The organism is Flammeovirga sp. MY04 (assembly GCF_001682195.2).
In the GTDB taxonomy this organism is placed as follows: domain Bacteria; phylum Bacteroidota; class Bacteroidia; order Cytophagales; family Flammeovirgaceae; genus Flammeovirga; species Flammeovirga yaeyamensis.
Map to the genome: position 1 here is coordinate 1,153,391 of NZ_CP003561.2, position 23,502 is coordinate 1,176,892.

Here is a 23,502-nt window from a genome sequence, read left to right on the forward strand (position 1 = left end):
AAATAATTTACTTCAAACTTAAATTATAGATATCTTTTCTTCTATCTTTTAAGTTTCGTACACTGCCATGTTGATGTAATTCTCTAAGTAAATCTAAATCAACATCGGCAATTAAAATCATTTCCGTATTGGGTGTTGCTTCTGCTTTAACACCGCTTGTTGGAAATGCAAAATCACAAGGTGTGAATACCATGGATTGTGCAAACTGTATATCCATGTTATGTACATTAGGTAGGTTACCGACACTACCGGTAATCGCTACATAGCATTCATTTTCTATAGCTCTCGCTTGAGAACAGTGTCTTACTCTAGAATATCCGTTTTGGGTATCAGTTAAAAAGGGTACGAATAGGATTTCCATTTCCTCGTCGGCCAATAATCGACTTAATTCAGGGAATTCGGCATCATAACAAATTAATACTCCAATCTTACCACAATCAGTATCAAAGGTTTTTATATTTTTCCCTCCTTGCATCCCCCAAACCTTAGACTCATCGGGTGTTACATGTATTTTCTCATAACGTTCTACAGTTCCATCCCTTTTACATAAATAGCCAACGTTTAATAATTCTCCATCTTTTACTTCTGGCATGGATCCAGCAATAATATTTATGTTGTATGAAATAGAATAACTAGAAAATTTCTCAACAATTTCATCAGTATATTTTGCTAATTCTCTTATTGCATTTGCTTCAGAGAGATGATTAAATTTTGCCATCAATGGAGCATTAAAGAACTCCGGAAAAACTGCAAAATCTGAACGATATCCTGAGACTGCATCGATAAAATATTCAGCTTGCTGAAGAAGAGATTCTATATCATTATATGGTCTCATTTGCCATTGTATCAAGCCTAAACGGACAACTTTTTTTTGGGTTGCGGCTTTCTTCGATGGCTTTTCATAATAAATGTTATCCCACTCCAAAAGTACGGCATATTCACCAGAATCATCATCCCCTTCAAGGTAACCTTTTAATACTCTAGTGGGGTGAAAATCATTAGAAATTTGAAAGTTTAAAACTGGATCATGTATCTCCTTTAATTTTACTTTTTCTAAATATTCTTTGGGAGATAAATTGTTTGAATGTTTGTGATAATTTGGTATTCTACCTCCAAATGCAATTCCTCTTAGATTTTTGGTTTCACAAAGTTCTTTTCTGTAATCATATAATCTTCTTCCTAATCGTAAACCACGAAATTCTGATTTAATAAAAACATCAATACCATATAAGGTATCTCCATCATTTCTATGTGAATTAAAAGTATAATCTGCTGTAATATCTCTGTAGGTATGATTATCATCAAACTCAGAATAATTTACAATTATGGATAGAGCAGTACCTGCTATTTGTCCATTTACCTTTATAACCACTTGCCCTTCAGGAAATTTTTCCAAAAGTGTTTTAATCTGATCTTCTTTCCAGTAAGAATCAGGCATCGAAGAATAAGCAGATTTCATCACCGCTTTTATCTCCAAGTAATCATCGAATTTGAGATATTCTAATTCGATTTTGTCGATTTGATTTAAATCCATCCGTTTCAAATTAATAATGAAAGAAACAGTACGAATACGACTATTTATTTTTGAATATATAGCGTACAAGAAACCAGCTTAATACTTATCAAAGTATTAAACATCAACTACTTACAATATGTTTTTAAATATATAGAAATTGTACTACGATGATAATTAATGTTATTCAGGCCTTTATTTATTTGGGTTGGGTATTCTTACTTTATATGAATTGAATAGATAATTGTATAGTACATTTTCTAGTGGCGCAAAGTTATATTTATAATTTTAATAATCAATTATTTTTTTTCTTAACGCGAAAAAAAAATTAAAATGCTTCCGTCATGTTAAAATAAATGAGTGTCTGATTTTGCAACGGGTCATGTCCTACATCAATTCTAAAGTTCATTCTTAGTTGTACCTCGTACCGAAATCCTGCTCTGAAATTAGGTAATGCTCATTTGGAGTATTAATATCAAATCTAATCATTCTTCAATATACTGTTCATAACTTCTATATAATCATGGTGATTACTTATTCCGTTGTGGCCCTGATTTTTTAAAGTAGTCAATTCAATTTTAGAAGGAAATTCTTCTTTTAACTTCACTGATTGATCATAAGGAATGACATTATCCCCTTTTCCATGAAATATGTAGATAGGAAAATCACATTTCCTGAGATATTTATAAGTAGCAAAACGATATTTTAATAAAATTGGAGGCACATAAGGATAATGTTTTTGCATCATGGCTTTTAGTCCGTAATAAGGTGCCTGAAGAATAAGTTCTTTGGGTTTATTCTTTGATGCCAAAAATGAAGCCATACCGGTTCCAATAGAATAGCCCATGATAATGATATTCTCCTCATTATAATTGAGTTTCATTCGATTATATATCATTTGATTATCATCAAAAAGCTGTTTCTGACTGCTGATTTCTCCTGTACTTTTTCCAAAACCACGGTAATCAATCATCAAGACATCATAATTGTTCTCTAAGAATACTTGAGAGGTATATCCATAATTTTCTAACGAACCCGAATTACCATGTAAAAAGAAAACTAAACCTTTTGTACTATCACTTTTAAATAATAAACCATTAATCGTATTTCCATCAGAAGTATTGAAATTTATTTCTTCAAAATCCATTGGAAATTCAAACTGATAATCTGCCTCCAATTTATCAGGGAAAAATATGAGAGATTCCTGATTGAGATAAAGTCCTCCACAAAAAATGATGTAAATAGTTACTATTGATAGAAGGAAGCCTTTGATTAGTTTTTTCATTAAGATCTAAATTGCTTATTATTTCGTATAACTTGATTTTTCTTCCCAACGACTCAAACCAAACGCATTCAAATAATCTTCCAAAGGGCCAAATCCGTTCCACATTCTTAAAGAATCTATGCTAGTTGTATCGGAAATTGGCCATAATTTAGTCACCTCAACAAGTTCTCCTGATTGATGATCAATTTCTTTTACTATCTGAATTTGTGATCCATAAATTTGTGGTTTTCCATTTTGCATTAAATATCTGTCTTGATACATCCCCACCAAGTTTTTACTTAATTCTTGATCCTCACCGGCTTGTATGATCATATCATAGTATTTATTTTGGATACTATCTGGTGCATGTTGTAAAACATAAAAAACAGCTTTGCTCCCTTTATTTCCCACTAAACTTTTACCTGGAAATTTTCCTACTGAATCTATAATCTCAAGTACTCTTTTTAAGTTCTTTTGATCAATTGCATTTTGCTTATTCCAAAGTGCTTGAATTTCTAGAGAGTCAATTTCATATGTATTTAATAGTTGATTTCGGTATTTTTGATCTAAATAATAGATACTATCTAATTCCGCTGTTAATGCTTCGGAATTAATATTTCGTTGGACTTGACATGAAGTCATCACAATAAGTAAAAAATAAAATAGTCGTTTCATGAGTTTGTTAGCTATAATTGGAGTTAATAAAAATTTCAGTTTGTGAGCTGTTTATTACTTAACTGAGGTTTATAAAAAAATCTCAGCAAATAAACGTCGAAACACAATTTACTGAGATTTAGTGTATTTTAAAATCTACTTGAAAAAAGTAGAGATTTTTATTCAATTAAGAAGTCAACAACTTAGAAGAAGGTTTGAACTTCGTTAAGTTGATTCCTTTCACCGCTGCTTGGTACTCTTCTAAATTAGGCGTTCTACCTAAGATAGTCGAAAGTACTACAACAGGAGTAGATGATAATAACGACTCACCTTTCTTCTCTGAAGAGTCTTTTACAACTCTACCTTGGAATAAACGAGTAGAAGTCGCCATTACTGTATCACCTGGCTCGGCTTTCTCTTGGTTACCCATACAAAGGTTACAACCTGGACGCTCTAAGTAAAGCATGTTTTCGTATTTCGTACGAGCAGCATTTTTAGGTGCATCGTCATCGAATTCGAAACCAGAGTACTTCTTCAATACATCCCAATCTCCTTCTGCTTTTAACTCATCTACAATGTTGTATGTAGGAGGAGCAACTACTAGAGGTGCTTTGAATTCTACTTTACCGTGTAACTCTTCAATGTTTTTCAACATTTGAGCAAGGATCTTCATATCACCTTTATGAACCATACAAGAACCTACGAAACCAAGATCAACTTGTCTGTCACCACCGTAGTAAGAAAGAGGTCTAATTGTATCGTGAGTGTAACGCTTAGAAACATCTTCGTTATAAACGTCTGGGTCAGCGATCATTGGCTCAGCGATTTCATCTAAATCAACTACTACTTCAGCGAAGTATTTCGCATCAGCATCTGGAGTCAATGGAGGTTTAACTCCTGTTTTGATCTCCTCGATTCTCTTATTCGCTTTATCAATTAATCCTTGAAGAACTGCTTTATCGTTGTCCATACCCTTCTCTATCATGATCTGGATTCTAGACTTCGCAATTTCTAAAGATTCGATTAATGTTTCATCCTCTGAAATACAGATAGAAGCTTTTGCTTTCATCTCTGCTGTCCAGTCAGTGAAAGTAAACGCTTGGTCAGCCGTTAAAGTACCAATGTGTACCTCAATTACTCTACCTTGGAATACGTTATCACCACCGAATTGCTTCAACATTTGTTGCTGAGTTGCGTGAACTACGTCACGGAAGTCCATGTAAGCTTTCATTTCACCTTTGAAAGTCACTTTCACAGATTCTGGAATTGGCATTGTTGCCTCACCAGTTGCTAAAGCCAATGCTACTGTACCAGAATCGGCACCAAATGCAACACCTTTAGACATTCTTGTATGAGAGTCACCACCAATAATGATATCCCAATCAGAGACAGTAATGTCATTCAATACTTTATGAATAACGTCTGTCATAGCGTGGTACACTCCTTTTGGATCACGCGCTGTAATCAAACCGAAGTCGTTCATGAACTTCATCAACTTAGGAATGTTGGCTTGAGCTTTTTTATCCCAAACTGATGCAGTGTGACAACCCGATTGGTAAGCACCATCTACAATTGGAGAGATGACTGTTGCTGCCATTGACTCTAATTCTTGAGAAGTCATTAAACCTGTAGTATCTTGAGAACCTACGATGTTTACTTCTACACGAACGTCAGAACCTGAGTGTAATGTTACACCTGGAGTAGTTCCAACAGCATTTTTATTAAAGATCTTTTCAACAGCTGTTAAACCTTGACCATCAATTGAGATTTCTTTTGATGGAGCGAATACTACTGGAGCTTCCACTTCTAAAGTTTTTGCTGCAAAAGATTGTAATTTCTTACCAAATACAACTGCATAAGAACCACCTGCTTTAATAAACTCTACTTTTTGAGGAGTTAAAGAAGCAGAGATATCAATTAGTTCTTGATCTCCGTTGTATAATTTTTTTGTTTTTGTATTGATTGTAAGTACAGTACCTGTCTCCACAGAATAAGTTTGCTCTAATACTGGCTCGCCATCTGCATCAAGAACTGTATTACCGTTTTCATCCTTTTTCTTCACCCAGTTTTTAAGGTCGATTCCAATACCACCTGTTACACCTACAGTTGTTAAGAAAATTGGAGAGATACCGTTAGTACCTGCAATAATTGGAGCGATGTTAACGAAAGGAACATATGGGCTACCAGGAATACCTGTCCATAATGCTACGTTGTTTACACCTGACATTCTTGAAGAACCTACACCCATTGTACCTTTTTCAGCGATTAACATTACTCGCTTATCAGGATGTTGTTCTTTTAAAGCTTTTAATGCTTCTTGTTGCTCTTTATTATGTTCGAAGATACATTGTCCGTGTAATTCACGATCTGATCTTGAGTGAGCATCAGCACCTGGAGAAAGTAAATCTGTAGAGATATCACCTGTTCCGGCAATGAAAGTAACAATTTTGATTTCCTCTTCTACCTCTGGTAGTTTCGTGAAGAACTCAGCATTAGCATAACTCTTTAATATATCTGTAGCTACAGTGTTTCCTGCTTTGAACGCAACTTCCAAACGTTCCATATCAGCATCATAAAGGAAAACTTGTGTTTTCAATACTTTAGCTGCAGCTTCTGCAATTGAAGCATCATCACCCAATGCAAGGTCTAAAAGTACTTCGATTGAAGGACCACCTTTCATGTGTGATAATTGTTCGAAAGCAAATTCTGCTGTAATTTCTTCTACTTTAGCTTCACCAAGAATAATTTCTTTTAAGAATTGAGCTTTAACGCCAGCTGCACTAGTTGTTCCAGGTAGTGTATTGTAAATAAAGAAGTTAAGTGAGTCTTTTCTGTTTTCATTGTTCACATCTTTGATTTGCGCAATGATCTCACTTGTTAATTCTGCATCGTCTATCGGTTTTGGATGTAACCCCTGACCTTTTCTTTCTTCGATCTCTTGGAGATATTCGTTATATCTGCTCATAAAAATTCTCTTAGTGTATAGTGTATAAAAAGGAAAGTTTATTTGCTTACTTTCATCTGTTAAGAGTAAGTAATGCTGTTTTCGTTTATTAAATGAATAATTGACATTTAATTTTTCGTAGTGCAAAAATACAAATAAATTTTAATTTTATCTTCTTCAGTTAAATTAATTCCGTATGAAGTTCAAATTTAATGTAATTTTCTACGTAAATTTAAAGAAAAATATGAATGAAAATTTCAATTTTTCGATAAATAACCAAAACTCCACAAATCACATAACCAACTGAATATCCATACTTTAATACTCATATTGTTATTACTTTATTAAAATAACTTTTAAAAGACACTTTTCTTATATTTGCCTATCAAGTTATTACGTAATATTACGTATTTTAAATATTCGTCTTTTCAAATATTAATAAGAAAATAAAGAAAAATTATAGGGTGTATAGGAATTATTGATAACGTGGCCTACATATATTAAAACTTCGTTCCTATTCGATACACATCAAAACCATAAGGAATAAAGAGTAGTTTTCCTTTGATTCTATCTTTTTTGATTTCACCCAAATATCGACTATCCAAAGCACTATCTCTATTATCACCAATTAGAAAATAGGCATCCGAAGCGATCTCAAATTCATAAGTATTTGCCGACTCATGTCCTTTAGGGACTTCTTGATTTACTCGAATATCAATGTTTTTGAAGTTGGGTAAAGTTTCGGTATATATATCATTGTCATTTTTTTGATGAGCTAATGGAAGACCGTTAATTACAAGGAAATTATCCTTCAACATCACCTTGTCTCCAGGTTGTGCTACTACCCTACAGATATAAAATGATTCCTCATCTTCTTCATCTGAAAAAACCACAATATCGCCATACTCTAACTTGTTGACATCAACTGAAGTTTTCACGGCAACATAATCATCTTGAGTTATAGTAGGTTCCATGGATTCAGAGGCTACTGAAAAAGTACCGATACCTAACAATGAATTATTATCAAATATCAAACTAATGATTATTGATCCTACTATAAATAAGAAATAGAAATACCATTTATTTACTGCCTTTAAGGTATAATCTTGAAGCCTTTTAGCTGACTTCACTGCATCAATTATAACATACAATCGAAGTGTAAATATGATAAATATTGTAACCCAAAATCCAAAAAAAGAATAAGGCAAATGTGTTAATCGGAAAATGAAAGGAAGAAAAGTAAATCCAAGGAGAAACAGAATGCCTTTTTTTAATTCACCGTTATATAATTGACCTAATCCTAAAATAAAAAAATTGGATATTCCCGCTATCCATGGGTTTCTTCTTTGGTTCATTTGTCTGATGTCAGTATTTCTTTAATTATAATGTCATTGCAATTTATCAAAAAAATCAGGTCTTTTATTACCTTTTGATACTCCTTAACGCTATAACAAATGTTGCTAGGAATACTTCAAATGATGCAACTCTTACTTCAATACTTTATGACGTACAAATGAGGTAATAAAATTTGATGAATCGATAGTCAAACCCATTAAATTCAAACCATCATCAAAAAGTAAATTGAAATGAATTTTTTAAGAAGATTATGTATTGGTGCATGTGCCGTGTTTTTGATAAGTGCATGTACATCTGTTCAAAAAAAGCAATCTAAAATCGAAGAAACTTCTAGAGCTAAATTTGAGCCTGAGGACGGTAAGTGTTTAGTATTTATTGGTCAGGAATTGACTTCTATTGGAGGATTGGAAGAATACAATAATGGCTATCTAGATTATTTTGAAAGACGTCCTGCAGGATTCACTGCTTATACGGTACTCACTCCGGGTGAAGAATCTTTTGGGTTTACTCATAAAGGTTTGGATGGTGTTACTTCTACAGCAGATTGGGGCGATAACGATAGCAACATGAGCCTCCAATTGGCAGATGAAGATTATAATAATATGGCTTTGGCAATTGGCTTAGGTATGGTAAATCACGATTCTGCGGTGGCTTATGGTGAAAGAGATGAAATGATTCGTGAATTAGGGACTTTTCTTCAGCAACAAGCCCCTCGTCCGATATTCTTGCGCATTGGGTATGAATTTGATGGTCATGATTGGAATCACTACAATAGAGAACACTATATAAAAGCCTATAAAAGGATAAAGGATATCTATGATGAAATGGGGATTACCAATGTGGCTTATGTTTGGCAATCGTGTGGTTTTATGTCCTCATTAGAAGAATTAGAACAATGGTATCCAGGAGATGATTATGTAGATTGGTGTGCCTTTTCATTTTTTGGAGCGTGGAAAAAACAAAATATGATTGCCTTTGCGAAGCAAAAAGGAAAACCCGTATTTATTGCTGAAGCCACTCCTGCTTTGGAAGAAAATAAAGAGACTGACTTATCTAATCAAGATCAGGCGGTTGAGGCATGGGAAAATTGGTTTACTCCATTTTTTGCGACTATTCATCAAAATCCGAAGACTGTAAAAGCTATCTCTTACATAAATTGTAATTGGAAAGCACATAGAATGTGGTTTGATAATCCCACTTTTAAATACATCGATTCTCGTCTTCAAGTGAATCCAATGATTATGGAAAAATGGGAAACAGAATTGGAAAAAGAGACTTATTTGATGTCATCAGATAATTTGTATGATAAGCTAAACGGACCAAGCTTATAACTTAATAAGGGGAGCTGATTTTGCTCCCCTTATCATCAAATGCTTAGTTTGAAATAATGATTTTTTTTTGAAGTGATTTGATAGATCCAACCACGTGCATTATATAAATACCTTTAGGTAAATCAAGTTCTAAATTCATCAGTGCTTGACCATCATTTACCTCCCAACTTTTTGATATTGCCCCTTGTTGATCGTAAATCACAATTTGATGAATCTCCCCTAAATCAGCATTTCTAATAGATACTTTACCATTAGTTATTGGGTTTGGATAAATTGAATTATCTGAAATGTCAACAGCATCGACATTCATCATCCTAGCTCCTGAAGTATTGCCAAAACCTAAAACTCCATTACAATGCATCCATTCTGAATATTGACCTCCACAAGAATTATTTTGCCAAACCGCTGTATTATACGATTGTTGTTCAGCTTGTTTTCTATTTCCATTAATTTCTACCCAATCCACTTGTGCATCCCTGCCGTTTTGATCATTAAAATATTCAAGATTTAGATCTCCATTAGAGTTGGTATTGACAGTAAAAATCTTAAAATTAGTAGTTAGCGACAAAGTTTGAATGGTTTGATTACCAATACGAACATTCAATTTCTCTTGTCCACTTACCCCTTTAGCTCTTACTTTTATCGAGTTCGACCCCGTATTTCCTCCGCCAGAATTCCCATTACTTGTCCCCATAGACATACTATAAACATCGCATGTACCACTACTTTGGTAACCCTCTACAGTAAACGAAACTTCATAGAGATTTCCCATATTCATTCCTAAAGAAGCCCAAGCATTAAAATGATTGGCACACGTTACTGTTCCACTTGTTCTTTTCGATCGACGAACACTCCAATACTGTTGAAACGTTTTTGTTCCTTGAATTGAAGGTTGTTGTACTCTTGTGGTTTCATAAATATCGTATGTACCTCCATCTGTAGTGACAGACCCTTTAGCATTTGCTCCAGGAGGTCTCCAACTTCCCCAACTCTCCACAATATAATATTCCACCAAAGGACTTGTTGTCCAACCATAAATACATAAATAAGAATTTCCCGAAGGTTGGTAATTTGCTCCATAAGTCACCGTCTGATTTTTCACTCCAGGACGCTTTCCTTTTCGAGCTAAAAGGTTACCGATATTGCTCCAAGAAACATAAAAGTTTCCTCCATTGTTGAGCGTCATGCATCCGTTTCCTGAATCTTTCCAGTACTCATAGGTATATCCTCCTTGATTCCCAATCTGATTATTACAAATAGTTTGGGATTGTACATCAAAAGTTGAAAATAGGAAAACAGACATTACAAAAACGCTTTTATAGAAACGTTGCATCAATTGATTGTTGTTTTGAATACCGCTTAAAGAATCTAGCGTTTTCATGTATAGTAGATTTTTCATTTTAATAAAGTTTTCATTTCATAAAAATTCAAGAGCCCAATAGATAGTTTTGAGTGAAGTAGAATGTTTTATTATTGGACTCTTGATTGAATAGATTTATTACTGAATCATCAGTTTTTTAATTTGATAATCATCATCCGATAAAAGTTGAAGCACATAGGTTCCTTTCTTTAAAGCTGAAACATTCAACTTTCTTTCATCTTCATTTAAAATTGAAGTAGAAACCAATACCCCACTTATCGTATAAATTTTGATTTTAGTCGTTGTACCTTTCAACCCTTTGATGCTCACTTGATCTGTAGCAGGATTCGGATAAAGTTGAATTTCATTTTCCAAATCACTATTTGATGTTGAATTCACAGTCATCAACCTAGCATTAGAGCAACTTGGTGCAGAAGAAGAATTACTTAAATAAATGGTGAAATCTGATGTTTTTGAAACCAATACCACATCTGAACCCTCTTTGCCTATCCAATACGCTCCATCTAATCCGCTGAATCCACTATTCGAAAAAGTGATTGATGGTGAAGCACTACCTAAAGTATGGGTAATAGCTGTTTTAAGATCAACATACCAATTTGGCACACCGTTATTTGTACGCATAGAGAGGTCCCAAATTTGTCCACCTTCTTTCGACCAGTTTACGGAAATATTATTTACATGAGATAAATCGGGACCATTACCTAATACATGAGCATGTGAGAAACTAGTATTAATTGTTGGGAATGCTTCTGAACTAGGTAAACCAAAAGAACATGTGCCTGTATTTCCACCATTGTCTCCTCCATTATCTCCACCATCAGAAGTCACATTAATTGAAGTTTCATCTCTAAAACCACCATCTACAGTTGTCGCAGTTATTGTTGCACTCCCTTCTTGAATCGCTTGAACAACACCTGAAGATGAAACGGTCGCAATGTTCGTATTCGACGATGTATAATTTACTCGTTTATCATCAGCATTTGAGGGTGAAATACTTACTGACAAATTACTTGTTTGTCCCACTTCCAAAGACAATGATGATGGAGTTAAAGTAATTCCTGTTACTGGAATCGGATTAGGATCAACAGGAGGAGTTGAACCGTCGACATAAGCTTTAAAATTACCTGATAAATGCAATAGACACATCATTTGTAATAATCCATCATAATAACGGTATCGACCTGTTGTTGGTGCTCGATCCCATAATGCATTGATAAATTCCCAAGATTTCGCATCGGTAGAAGCCAAAGAAGTCATGGCATTACAAGCAACCAAACCCACTGCTTGATAGTCTGTCCCTGGTAAAGGATTGCCATCTAAGGTATAGCCACTAGAATAACTATAAATACCCTCACTATAGAAAAAGTCTTGAATGTTATCGGTAATTGTTTTCTCTCTTTCGTCTTTCTTAAACCAAGCATAATCCATGGCAACATTCATCGCACAGCGCCAAGCATCAACAACAAAATCCTCTTTATGTCCTCCCGTTGGACTACCATCATAATTGGAATAATCAGGCATTAAACCTGTTGTAGGATGTGCAGCCGCTTGAAAAAAGTCGCGAGCAACAACTGCGGCATCTTTCCAATATTGACGATTGGTTTTTGCCATCATTCCCCAAACTTCATAAAAAGAAGGCAGGAAGTAAGAAGGATCTGTATAAGTCGAAGCTTGAGCATAAGGCACGAAACAGACTTTCTTTTCTTCATTGAACATATTTGGTACTGAACCAATAATCTGATTGTGTGGCCACCCTTTGTTCATAATATGCTCCAAGATATAATCAGCTTCTGCACGGTAATTATAAATACCACCACGGTCGCCAAATCTTACTGAGGCAAAATACAAGGCTGTGATAAAATAGATTTCACCATCTGAAGCCGTATTGGGATCTAATTCTGCTCCATTCGCATCCACAATCCAACGGAAATAACCTTCTCGGTTTCCCGGACCATGTTGCATATGAGTTTTTGCGAATTTCCACATACGATCGAATTCTTCTTGCTTGTTCATCTGAACCGCGATCATCATTCCGTAAGACATTCCTTCTGATCTTACATCATTATTATCGATATCTAGAATGTAAGCTTCATCTGAACCTTTGGGATAATATACTCTTTCAGTGGCATCATCACCATAAAATAGCTGTTGATATACACTATTGATTTTATCATCAATTTGTTGTTGTGTATACCCTGCCTCTTTGAACATATTTCTATAATTCCCTGTATAGAAAGCTCCCTCGCTTGGCAAAGTTGGAGGTGCTGGCGGAGGCGGGATATCACCCGATCTAGTAAAACTGATCCAATCCAGTAATGTATCATTAGATCCATTATCTGTTTTCAATACCAACCTGATCACTTTACTTCCTGCATTCCCTTCAATTTTTATTGATTTTGTATCAATACTTGGGACAGTACCAGAAAAAGAAAAAGTGGTGATTTCGGTTCCATCAATTTCTAAACTAACACCTGCAGCACTAGCATTTGTGGATGCTCCTCTTAAGCTTATATCAAATACTCCTGGCGCATTGGATAGTTGAATAGTTGTGGATCCATTATCATCATTCGCATATAAAATGATGCCATCAAAAGGAGTTGTTGTCGTACCGGTATAAGGTCCTTCTAAAGTCATTGTCTCTGTTTGTATTGTCATACCAGAATTAGAAATAACGGCATTACAATCCACTCTAAAAAACAGTAGTGAAATAAATAAGAGAGTGATCGTTTTTACAAAGCTTGGTGGTTTTACATGATTGTTCCTAAAGTTTACCTTTTCGTTTAGATAATTTTTCATTTCAATAATTTAGTAGATTTAGTTAGCACTCTTTCTGGCTTCTATGATGTAGCCGGAACAAAATAGATAGTAGAAGAGTTAATTCATTTCATTGAGATCTCATTATCAAAAGTAACTGAAGAACAATCGTTTGTATATCAAAAAAACGACAAATAATAATAAAAATGGAGCATAAAAAATGAAGCATTTTGATGCTCCATTTGTCCTACACAAAAAAAGCACTCCCAATTTGAGAGTGCTTTTGAAACAATGAATGATACATGTTATTACATTTCACCGTCTACAGTGGTTATTGAACCATCTTCATTAAAATCTATTTCCACAAACTTTACGCTTCTCAGCCAAGTTTTCCCTCCTGATGGTTGACTATCATGGTAAAATAAATACCATTTTCCATTGAATTCTACAATGGAGTGATGAGTTGTCCACCCAACCACATGAGTTAATACAACACCTTTATAATGAAATGGTCCGTACGGTGAATCACTTACTGCATAACATATTCTATGGGTATTACCTGTAGAATATGAGAAATAATACTTGTTATTATATTTATGCATCCAAGGTCCTTCAAAATATCTTCTTTCGTGATCTCCAGCTTTTAATGGCTCACCATTTTCATCGAGAATCACTAAATCTTTTGGTTCTTCAGCAAAGCCTTTCATGTCCTTAGAAAGTTTCACAACTTTCGGGCACAAAGCATCTTCATGGTCAGCAGGTTCTTGTCCCACTTCTATTGCCTTATTATCTCTATATCTTTGTAATTGACCTCCCCAAATTCCTCCAAAGTACATATAGTAATCTTCTTTATTATCCTGGAAAACAGCTGGATCAATACTATAACTCCCATCCATTGGCGTTGGTTCTGGAATAAATGGCCCTTCTGGTTTTTCGCTAATTGCCACTCCCATTCTAAAGATGTCATTTTTATCTTTCATTGGGTAATACAAATAATACTTCCCGTCTTTTTCAGCTGCATCGGGCGCCCACATTTGTCTTCCTGCCCAAGGAATATCTTCTAATTTCAAAACACAACCATGATCCGTCACTTCTAAATTAATATCATCCATAGAGAAGACATGGTAATCTTGCATATTGAAATGATCACCATTGTCATTCTCTTCTACACCAGATTCAATATCGTGTGATGGATAGATATATAATTTCCCATTAAATACGTGAGCGGAAGGGTCTGCAGTGTACAAATGATCTGCGATATATTTTGGTTTATTTTTTACTAAACTCATGCTGATTTTATTTTATCAAATGATATGATGTATACTTAATTTAAGGCCACATTTTCGACCTCGATAAATTCATTTTCTTGTTGCTTGGCTCTTCTTTCTGATAATTCCCCTTGCATTTTGATATTGAACTCTCTCGTTATCACATAAAAAATGAGAGAAATAACGGAGATCATAAATGTTGCGGCAGGTACTATAGAAGCGGTTAAACGAATACCAAAAATGGCATCTGTTGATTGAACCATATTAGGTTCATATCCATAAACCGATACGATCCATCCACATAAAGCACCTCCTAAACCTAATCCTGCTTTTAATGCAAATACAATCCCTGAGAAGACAAATCCAGTGGCCCTTCTTTTATATTTCCATTCTGAATAATCGGCTACATCACCCATCATTGCCCAGAGTAACGGAATGGTTGGTGCATAGAATACTGACTTCAAAATATTTAAGGTAAATGCCCAACCCACCTTATCTTCTGGAACAAAGAAGAATAATCCAGTAAAAACTGAAGTCATAAATAGACAGACAATAAAGGTGTTTCTTTTACCAAACCTTTTTGCCAATGGAGCAGACAGAGTCAATACACCAACAATGGTAAAAAACTGCCCTATCATATTAAAAAAGCTAAATCCTACACTAAATGCATTACTTTGATCTGGTAAGGCCAATAGACCAAATGCATCCATTAAACTATGTAATAATGAAGGTTCGCTGTTGGTAGTTTGTACTAAATTGAATTGCTCTAAGAATGAGAAAATGGCTTGTGGTTGCATGTAATAACTAAAGAAGTAATACATTCCTCCTCCCCATAATGATAAGGTTGTGAAGATAAAAAGGGTCACAATAAACATAGAGAACCATGGACCGTTTTTACTCAAATCTTTAAAATCTTGTTTGATGGAAGTTTTCTGAGTTGGAGGTGGTGTAATTCTTTCTTTCGTAGTAAGGAAAGTGATGACAAAAAATACAATAGCAATGAGTGAGAAAATACCTATCGCCATCGACCAACCTTTTTGATCATCACCCTGACCTAATTTATCGACTAATGGCAATGTAAAACCTTGTACAATTAATGAGGCCACCATAGCTAAAACAAATCGAACAGATCCAATATTTGTTCGCTCATCAATATCACTCGACATCACACCATGTAAAGCTGAATACGGTGTGTTATTTAAGGAATAGATGGCCATTAAAAGTGTATAGGTAATACCTGCATAAATCACTTTATATCTCTCCGTAAGATCTGGAGTTGTAAAAGCTAAAAAGAAAAATAATCCAAAAGGTATGGCAGTCCATAGTACCCATGGCCTATATTTTCCCCATCTTGTGTTGGTTCTATCCGACATAATGCCTACCACAGGATCTACAAAGGCATCAATTACTCTTGCTAATAATAGAATCGTTCCAGCAGCTGTTGCTTTAATTCCGAAAACGTCTGTATAAAAACCAAGTTGAAAAACCAACATAATTTGAAATACAAAATTAACAGAACAGTCACCCAAGCTGTATCCTATCTTTTCTTTTAACGATACTTTTTGGTCATCAATTTTCATTTTTCTCAATAATAAAGTCAATAAAATCTAAGCAATAAAATACCACCCCAACACACACATGTTGAATCTTTTATTGACAAGCCGATAAATAAATTGTTTGATGTTAGAAGGAGAAAGAGGTACTCTAATTCCCTCCTCCTCACATAGCTAACTCTATTCTTGAAGGCCTTCTAAGAAGCCTGTATGTGCTTTTTTGATCGTAAAGTCTTTGTCGTATAATAATGGCCAATCATCATGACCTTGATGACTTGGAATCCATGATTCATCATCTCTTAATCCCCAAATCGTTAGTGCAAATTTGCTACTTTCTGGTATTGCATTATACACTTCTACTACCTCTCTCACTTTGTCCTTTTGAGCAAATTCTCTTTCCTCAGTAGGAGCCGATAAATCATTATCAGGATTTATCTTTACATCTAACTCCGAGAAGTGCATAAGAATACCTTTATCAGTAATTAGTTTAGTATGTTCTGCAATTGTTGTTTTAGAAGGGCCGTTATAACCAATATGCATTTGAAAACCCACACCATCTAAAGGAACATTATTCGATTGGAAATTATCAACCACTTTGGTGATGACAGCATCTAGTTTAGTTCTATCCCAACATAAGTTATAATCATTGTAGAATAATAAACAATCTGGATCTGCTTCTCTTGCCCATTCAAAACATTTCTGAATATAACCTTCACCCATTCTTTCTAAGAAAACTGAATTTCTATAATTTCCACCTGCATCATCAATGGCTTCATTCACAACATCCCAAGAGATTACTTTACCCTTGTAACGAGTCACAGTCGTTTTGATATAGTCTTCTACCATATCAGAAAACTCTTCGTCTGTACCTGCATAGTTCTCTACCCAATCTGGAGTGGCTGCGTGCCAAATCAAAGCATGACCATGAACTTCCATACCGTTCTTCTGTGCATATTCTACCAATTGATCTGCTAATGTGAAATCGTATCTACCCTCTTCTGGGTACATGATATTCATTTTCATTTCCCATTCAGCTGAAATCTGATTGTATTCTCTTTTATAGATCTCATCGTGAGTTCCATTTAATCGATCTACAATGGTAGCCATACCTACTCTAAACGTTGTCGCCACATCTTTTAGTGGAGTGTCTGGCTCTACGCCATCTTCGACTAAAGTAGTAATTGATTTTGCACTAGAAAAATCAGAAGATTTCTCCTTAAGAGAGGCTTTTACTCTTACATAAAAAGTCTGTCCCTTAGCTAGTCCCTCAAAATGGAAGAAATCTTCTTTAGTAGAAACACTTTCATAGGGAGCCACAAGGTTGGTAAAATTCTCGTCAGTAGCCAGATTTAGTTCATAGCTTTGTGCATTCACAATGCTTGTCCAATCTGCCGTAAAGCTACTGGCTTTTAAGTTGGAGATTTTATAAATAGTCGGTGAAGAAAGTGTTAATTCTTGCTCTTTATTATCTACACAGCTTGTGAGTCCAACTACTAACGCAGATAATAGATATATAAATAATTTTTTCATGTTATTTCTTTTTGAAGCTTAGTAACAACCCAGGGTTTTCACCCTGGATTGAAAACAATTTACTGTTCGTAGTAAGTAATGTTATCGACATAGTAATTCCCTGCCGTATTTCCCTGAATAACCACCCAAGGATATTCCTTACTTCCGTCTATTTGTCCGTTTAGATCGTACTCTAATGTTACCCATTTTCCAGGTTCGACATCAAGGAAATACCCTGTATCAAAATCACTTTCCAATTGTAACTTTAGAGAACCTGCTTGTTCAAAATACACATCAACCGTAATCTTATCGGCTGCAACACCCACAATCTGACCGTTTCTTACTGCACTTGCTGAGAAAGGATCTGCTTGTGTCATCATTAAAGCAAAGTTAGATGAGTTGACAGCATCTGCTGCTGGATTCGCTGCTACTGAAACGGCTTGGTCCCAAGCATTCCAATCACCTACTTGCTCGTCTTCAAAATCGCCATATACTGTTCCGTTATTTCCACCAATATCCAATGCATAGTATTTGATGTTATCGATGTAGTAACTACCTGCCGTATTTCCTTGGAAAAGAATCCATGGATACTCTTTTGCTGGATCTACTTCTCCTTCAAGGTTGTATTCTAATGTTACCCATTCGCCAGCTGGAACTGCTTGGAAGTATCCTGTAGCAAAATCACTTTCTATTTGAAGTTTTAATTCGCCCGCTACTTCAAAGTAAACATCAACCACAATCTTTGTAGCAAAAGGAGTTACTTGTGGAATACTTCTAACAGCACTGTTTTGCCAAGGTTCTGTTTGTGTCATTTTCAACACCAAATCAGAAGGATTAGCTGCTGATGCACCTGGATTACTAACCACAGAAACATCTTGTCCCCATGCATTCCAATCGCCCACATTACCATCTTCGAAATCGCCTAACAATAAGAAAGCATCCCCTCCGATAGGTGGTAAATCCGGATCTCTTTGTTCGATAACGATATCTTGAGAAACAGTATCTACACCAGCATTATTACCTGTATATAAGGTAATTTTGTAAGTTCCTTCATTAGGGTAATAAGTGGTATCCATACCTTGTGATCCTCTTACGAAAGGTCCATCCTCCTTGAACTTCCAAGAACTCATAATGGATGTTCCTGTCGATTGATTATCAAGTACTATGTAGTTAGGATTTTCATCTGATGGAGTCGCTGTAAAAGCTGCTTTAGGCAGTTCTTCCATTGGTGAAGAATCTTCTGATGTACATCCCCAAACAGAGAGTAATCCTAAAAGGTATATATATATAAATTTATTTTTCATTGTTCATTCATTTTCAGTTCAACAAGCTGATATTAATAGCCAGGATTTTGATCCGCTGCAGAAATTTCAGGGTTTACATCAATTTCTTTTTGAGGAATAGGAAGTAACTCCGACTTACCACTTACAAAGCCAGATCCTGCTAAGAATGTTGAAGCCATATCCCAACGTAGTAGATCATTGTAACGTACTTGTTCTCCTGCTAACTCTACTTTTCTTTCGTGAACGATGGCTTTGAAAACATCCGATTTACTACTTACAGGATAGGTAGCATTCATTTCTGCTGATCCATATAAAGGCATGTTTACTCTTGCTCTCACTTCATTCATTAAATTGACAGCTGTAGAGATATTACCTAACTCATTTTCCGCCTCTGCTCTCATTAAGAGAACATCTGAGTAACGAATAACACGGTGATTAATACCTGATGCAATTTCCTCTTTTGGACGTTGGTAATAATTTTGGTATTTCTTCCAAGCGGCTCTATGATCTGGAAGACTTACGACTTCTGTTCCGTTATTAAATAGTTCACCATCTGTATAGAAATTGGCTACATAACGAGGATCATTCGCTTCATATTCATCTAACAAATCGTCTCCTGGGTAAGAGTTGAACCAATCGTTCCAACCGTATTCCTGACCTCTTAATGACACGAACTGCATCCCTGAAGCATCTTCTACCCACCAAGTATCTTGATCAGACCAACCAAATTCTCTTGTAAAACCTACTTCGAAAACTGATTCAGAATTGTATTCCGTTTCTTCTAAGAAGTTATGAGAATAATCGTCTACCAAAGTATAACCTGTTACTTTCTTGAAAGCATCTGCTGCCTCTTGCCACTCTTGTCTGTACAAGTGCATTTTTCCTTTTAGTGCATAGGCTGCTCCAGAAGTTGCTCTACCTCCATCCGTATTTGCTTGAGTAGGTAAAAGTTCTGCTGCAATAGCTAAATCTTCCAAAATAAATTGATATACCTCTTCTTTTGTTGATCTCGGTTTTGGAGTATCAGTTAACTCTGGGTAAATCGGAACGCCACCAAAACGAGTCACTAAAAGATGATAGTAAAAGGCTCTCATAAAATGAGTTTCACCTAATGCTCTATCCACATCATCCTGAGTAACATTCTCAAATTTATCTTGATTCGAGATCACGAAGTTTGCTTTATTAATACCTCTAAAGCAGTTATCCCAATAAGTAAAGATACCTTCGTGATTTGAGTCAAAAGTGAAATTATAATACTGACGTTTATCAGGCTCGTGTTGAGGATTTAATTCCACTTCGTGACCCATATTGTCATTCATAAAGAATAAATGACGGATGTAAAGACCTTTTGATTGCAAATTGACATAAGATGCATCAACCGAAGATTGTAACTGAGATTTGTTCTTGAAATAAGTATCCTCAGTAAGTTCATTAGGGTTAGAGATGTTAAGGAAATCTGTACTACAGCTACTTCCAAAAGCAATCACTAATAATAAAATGAATGTATTTTTAATTTTTGTCATGATGTTTAGAAGTTTAATTGTAAGCCACCAATAATTGTTACAGGAGTTGGATAGTTACCTCTATCGATACCCGTCTCGGCAGGGTTGTTACCACTTGCAGCAGCTGCACCAACCTCAGGATCCAAGCCAGTATATTTTGTTACTGTAAACAAGTTTTGTCCACTTACATAGAATCTACATCTTGAGATATATTTCGATAAAACGTTCTTAGGAAGTGTATATCCTAAAGTGATGTTTTTCAGTCTTAAATAAGAACCATCCTCCACAAAACGATCTGAAGTTCTTAGGTTATCACCCGACTCGCTTAAACGAGGGACATCAGAATCTGGATTCTCAGGCGTCCAAGCATTTAACATCTTTGGATGAGCATTGAAGAAACGTTGTCCGCCTTCCAAATACCATCTAGTAGTATTATAGATTTCATTTCCATAAGTACCGTTAAAGAAGATGTTTAAATCGAAGTTCTTATAACTGAAATCCATGTTTAAACCAAATACCACATCTGGAGTTGGATTACCGATGATTGTTTGATCGTGATGATCGATAACACCATCAGGTACACCGTCAGGACCAGAAATATCTTTAAACTTCACATCTCCAGGAGCAGTATTTGATGTCTGAATTGGTGAAGTATAAATTTCTTCCCAAGATCTAAAAATACCTACTGCTTGATAACCGTAGAAATGTCTTAGAGGCTCACCTTCAACACTTCTTAAGATAGAACCGTTGTTTTCATAGTACCCTTCAAAAAGTGTTTCTCCACCAAGATCATTCACTCTATTTTGCATGGTACTAATATTTAGGTTGGCTACCCATTTCAATGCTTTCTCCTGGTTTTTCACTCCAAGATTAAATTCAAAACCACTTACTTGAGCAGATCCTGCATTTTTCGCTTGAGTAGAATTTACACCACCAATAGAAGAAACCTGACGAACATTGATCAATAGATCATCACTTTCGTTTTTATAATATTCTGCTGATAGTGTTAAGCGATCTTCGAAGAAACCTAAATCAACACCCACGTTAGTCATGTAAGTTGTTTCCCACTTTAAGTTAGGGTTTGGAAGGTTACCTGCCGTTGTACCAAATGCTTGATACACACCGTTAGCACCACCAAAAACATATCTATGGTTACCTGAAACAATAGATGCAGAATATCTATAATCTCCAATATTATCGTTACCCACAGAACCATAACTACCTCTTAACTTTAACTGTGACATCCAATCAGTTTCTGGAATAAATGCTTCATCCAACACGTTCCAACCTAATGATAAAGAGTAGAACCCAGCCCATCTGTTATTGGCTCCAAATCTAGAAGAAGCATCACGACGATATGAAGCAGCAAATAGATATTTACCATCATAATCATAGTTCACACGGCCTAAATAACCTAATTTACCATAATCTACAGAGAAAGAACCGCCAGTTAAGTCAGTATTTGTTGTATTCTTGATCTCATTGGTAATTTCATTAAAACTCGACGTACCTGCATTCCTATTTTTCTTTTCAATACGTTCTACAACAGCTACAGCATTTACATTGTGTTTACCGAATTTTCTACTGTAGTTGGCTTGTCCGATTAATGTCATCATTGCATGAGATCCATATCCTTTCTCGATTAATGCTCTGTTGGGTCTAGCTAGAGCTGATCCATCGTCGTATGCTGGGGAGAATAAATCATTTGTATAATTGAAGTAGTCGATACCACCTTGTCCCTTAATAGAGAAACCTTGGAATAACTCCACTTCTGCTGATAAGGTACCCATAAGGTTCACTCTTCGGTTAGAGATCTCAGTATGTTCTAACACTCTTACAGGGTTTTCGGCATCCTGACCATCCAATTGAATATTTGTACCTTGATACCCTCCTAAATTACTTGCATTATAAACCGTAAGATATGGCGGTATTTTAATGGCATGCTCTAATGCTGAACGACCTGCTGATGTTTGCTCCGGCTTTTTATCAGTACTTGACACCGAGAATGTTTGTGCTACTTTCAATCTACCTTTCGTATAATTTGAATTCGCTCTAAACATGAAACGCTCAATACCCGTGTTTTTTAATACACCTTCCTGATTCATGTAGTTACCACTAATTCTATAATTCGTGTTTTCACCACCTCCAGATAAGCCAACATTGTAGTTTTCGATAATACCTTGTTGGAAAATCTCATCTTGCCAATTGGTATTGTACTTACTGATATCAGCATATTTTTCATTTTCTAAACGTCCTTCAGCAGCATTTCCCCACATTTTAGAGTATTTGATGTAGTCATCTCTACCCATTACATCATGTTGGTTTTGCACTGTTTGAACACCACGGTAGCCATCAATATCAATTTTAATTTCTCCTGACTTACCTTTCTTTGTCGTGACTACAACAACACCATTTGCACCTTGCGCACCATAAATAGCGGTAGTAGATGCATCTTTTAATACCGTCATTGTCTCAATGTCCGAAGGGTTCAAATCACCCAAACCTTGTACAATAATACCATCTACTACAATTAGAGGATTATTTCCACTCGTACCCATTACACCACGAATTTGTACAATTGGATCACTACCAGGAGAACCGTTATTAGTTACAGACACACCCGTAGCTCTACCTTGTAAAGCTTGATCTGCCGTATAGACCGGAGTCGAAGTAATGGCTTCAGAATCTACCGTAGCAATGGCACCAGTTACTTTTGCTCTTTCCTGAGTACCGTAACCTACAACCACAATTTCTTCTAACTGCTTTACATCTTCGTCCAACGAAATATTAATTTCAGTTTGGTTTTCTATGGACACCATCTTTTCGATGTAACCGATATATTTAAAACCTAACTCGGTGTAATTCGCATCTACTTTAATAGAATATTCACCTTCGAAGTTGGTAATCGTACCTATTGTAGTACCTACTATAAATACATTTACACCAGGTAGTGGTACATTATTATTACTATCTACTACAACTCCTTTGATTACTTTAGAATCTTGAGCATAGAGATAGTTTGGTAATAACAGAACGGAAAATAGAATCATTAGAAGAGGTATCTTTTTCGATACGTCTGCTCTAAAAAAATAATTGTTCATTTCATTTTCTATGTTTAATTCAATCAGATACTAAATCTATCTTGTTTTATATTAAACTTTACAGATCTAGTGAATAGTTAGAGTTAGCA

The 23,502-nt window shown here is 35.4% G+C and carries 14 protein-coding genes; 1 reads left to right on the top strand and 13 read right to left on the bottom strand.

What is annotated here, in order from left to right; genetic code table 11:
- Positions 1-7: 7 nt before the first annotated feature.
- The 5 genes from MY04_RS24530 to lepB form a co-directional block, all read right to left on the bottom strand.
- Entirely contained in the window at positions 8-1,534 is a 1,527-nt protein-coding gene (locus MY04_RS24530; RefSeq protein ID WP_066215235.1) for a carbon-nitrogen hydrolase family protein, read from the bottom strand.
- A 460-nt stretch (positions 1,535-1,994) separates the two neighbouring features.
- Positions 1,995-2,798 carry an alpha/beta hydrolase gene (locus tag MY04_RS24535; RefSeq protein ID WP_066215237.1) on the bottom strand — a complete coding sequence of 268 codons (804 nt, stop codon included), beginning with the start codon at positions 2,796-2,798 and terminating at the stop codon, positions 1,995-1,997.
- An 18-nt stretch (positions 2,799-2,816) separates the two neighbouring features.
- Positions 2,817-3,452 (bottom strand): DUF6624 domain-containing protein, encoded by a 636-nt coding sequence (locus MY04_RS24540; protein WP_158297897.1) that lies wholly within the window; start codon positions 3,450-3,452, stop codon positions 2,817-2,819.
- 166 nt (positions 3,453-3,618) lie between these two features.
- A complete protein-coding gene (locus MY04_RS24545; RefSeq protein WP_066216791.1) occupies positions 3,619-6,396 on the bottom strand; it encodes a bifunctional aconitate hydratase 2/2-methylisocitrate dehydratase in 2,778 nt (925 codons plus the stop codon).
- Positions 6,397-6,875: 479 nt separating this feature from the next.
- Positions 6,876-7,730 (bottom strand): signal peptidase I, encoded by an 855-nt coding sequence (lepB, locus tag MY04_RS24550; protein WP_066215241.1) that lies wholly within the window; start codon positions 7,728-7,730, stop codon positions 6,876-6,878.
- A 231-nt stretch (positions 7,731-7,961) separates the two neighbouring features.
- Here lepB and MY04_RS24555 point away from each other — a divergent pair, with 231 nt between their 5' ends.
- Positions 7,962-9,062, top strand: coding sequence for a glycoside hydrolase family 26 protein (locus MY04_RS24555; RefSeq protein WP_066215243.1), 1,101 nt, complete (start codon positions 7,962-7,964; stop codon positions 9,060-9,062).
- Between the two features lie 43 nt (positions 9,063-9,105).
- Here MY04_RS24555 and MY04_RS24560 read toward each other — a convergent pair whose 3' ends face one another.
- From MY04_RS24560 to MY04_RS24595, 8 genes are all read right to left on the bottom strand, one after another.
- Entirely contained in the window at positions 9,106-10,461 is a 1,356-nt protein-coding gene (locus MY04_RS24560; RefSeq protein WP_158297898.1) for a glycoside hydrolase family 11 protein, read from the bottom strand.
- Between the two features lie 99 nt (positions 10,462-10,560).
- Positions 10,561-13,239 carry a glycosyl hydrolase family 8 gene (locus MY04_RS24565; protein WP_066215248.1) on the bottom strand — a complete coding sequence of 893 codons (2,679 nt, stop codon included), beginning with the start codon at positions 13,237-13,239 and terminating at the stop codon, positions 10,561-10,563.
- Between the two features lie 266 nt (positions 13,240-13,505).
- Entirely contained in the window at positions 13,506-14,486 is a 981-nt protein-coding gene (locus MY04_RS24570) for a glycoside hydrolase family 43 protein (protein ID WP_066215250.1), read from the bottom strand.
- Between the two features lie 35 nt (positions 14,487-14,521).
- A complete protein-coding gene (locus MY04_RS24575; RefSeq protein WP_066215251.1) occupies positions 14,522-16,045 on the bottom strand; it encodes an MFS transporter in 1,524 nt (507 codons plus the stop codon).
- Between the two features lie 153 nt (positions 16,046-16,198).
- Complete coding sequence (locus MY04_RS24580; RefSeq protein ID WP_066215253.1) at positions 16,199-17,548, bottom strand: endo-1,4-beta-xylanase; 1,350 nt, start codon at positions 17,546-17,548, stop codon at positions 16,199-16,201.
- A gap of 59 nt (positions 17,549-17,607) precedes the next feature.
- Positions 17,608-18,831, bottom strand: coding sequence for a hypothetical protein (locus MY04_RS24585; protein ID WP_066215255.1), 1,224 nt, complete (start codon positions 18,829-18,831; stop codon positions 17,608-17,610).
- Between the two features lie 32 nt (positions 18,832-18,863).
- Positions 18,864-20,333, bottom strand: coding sequence for a RagB/SusD family nutrient uptake outer membrane protein (locus MY04_RS24590; protein ID WP_066215258.1), 1,470 nt, complete (start codon positions 20,331-20,333; stop codon positions 18,864-18,866).
- A 5-nt stretch (positions 20,334-20,338) separates the two neighbouring features.
- Entirely contained in the window at positions 20,339-23,413 is a 3,075-nt protein-coding gene (locus MY04_RS24595) for a SusC/RagA family TonB-linked outer membrane protein (RefSeq protein WP_084006118.1), read from the bottom strand.
- Positions 23,414-23,502 lie beyond the last annotated feature (89 nt).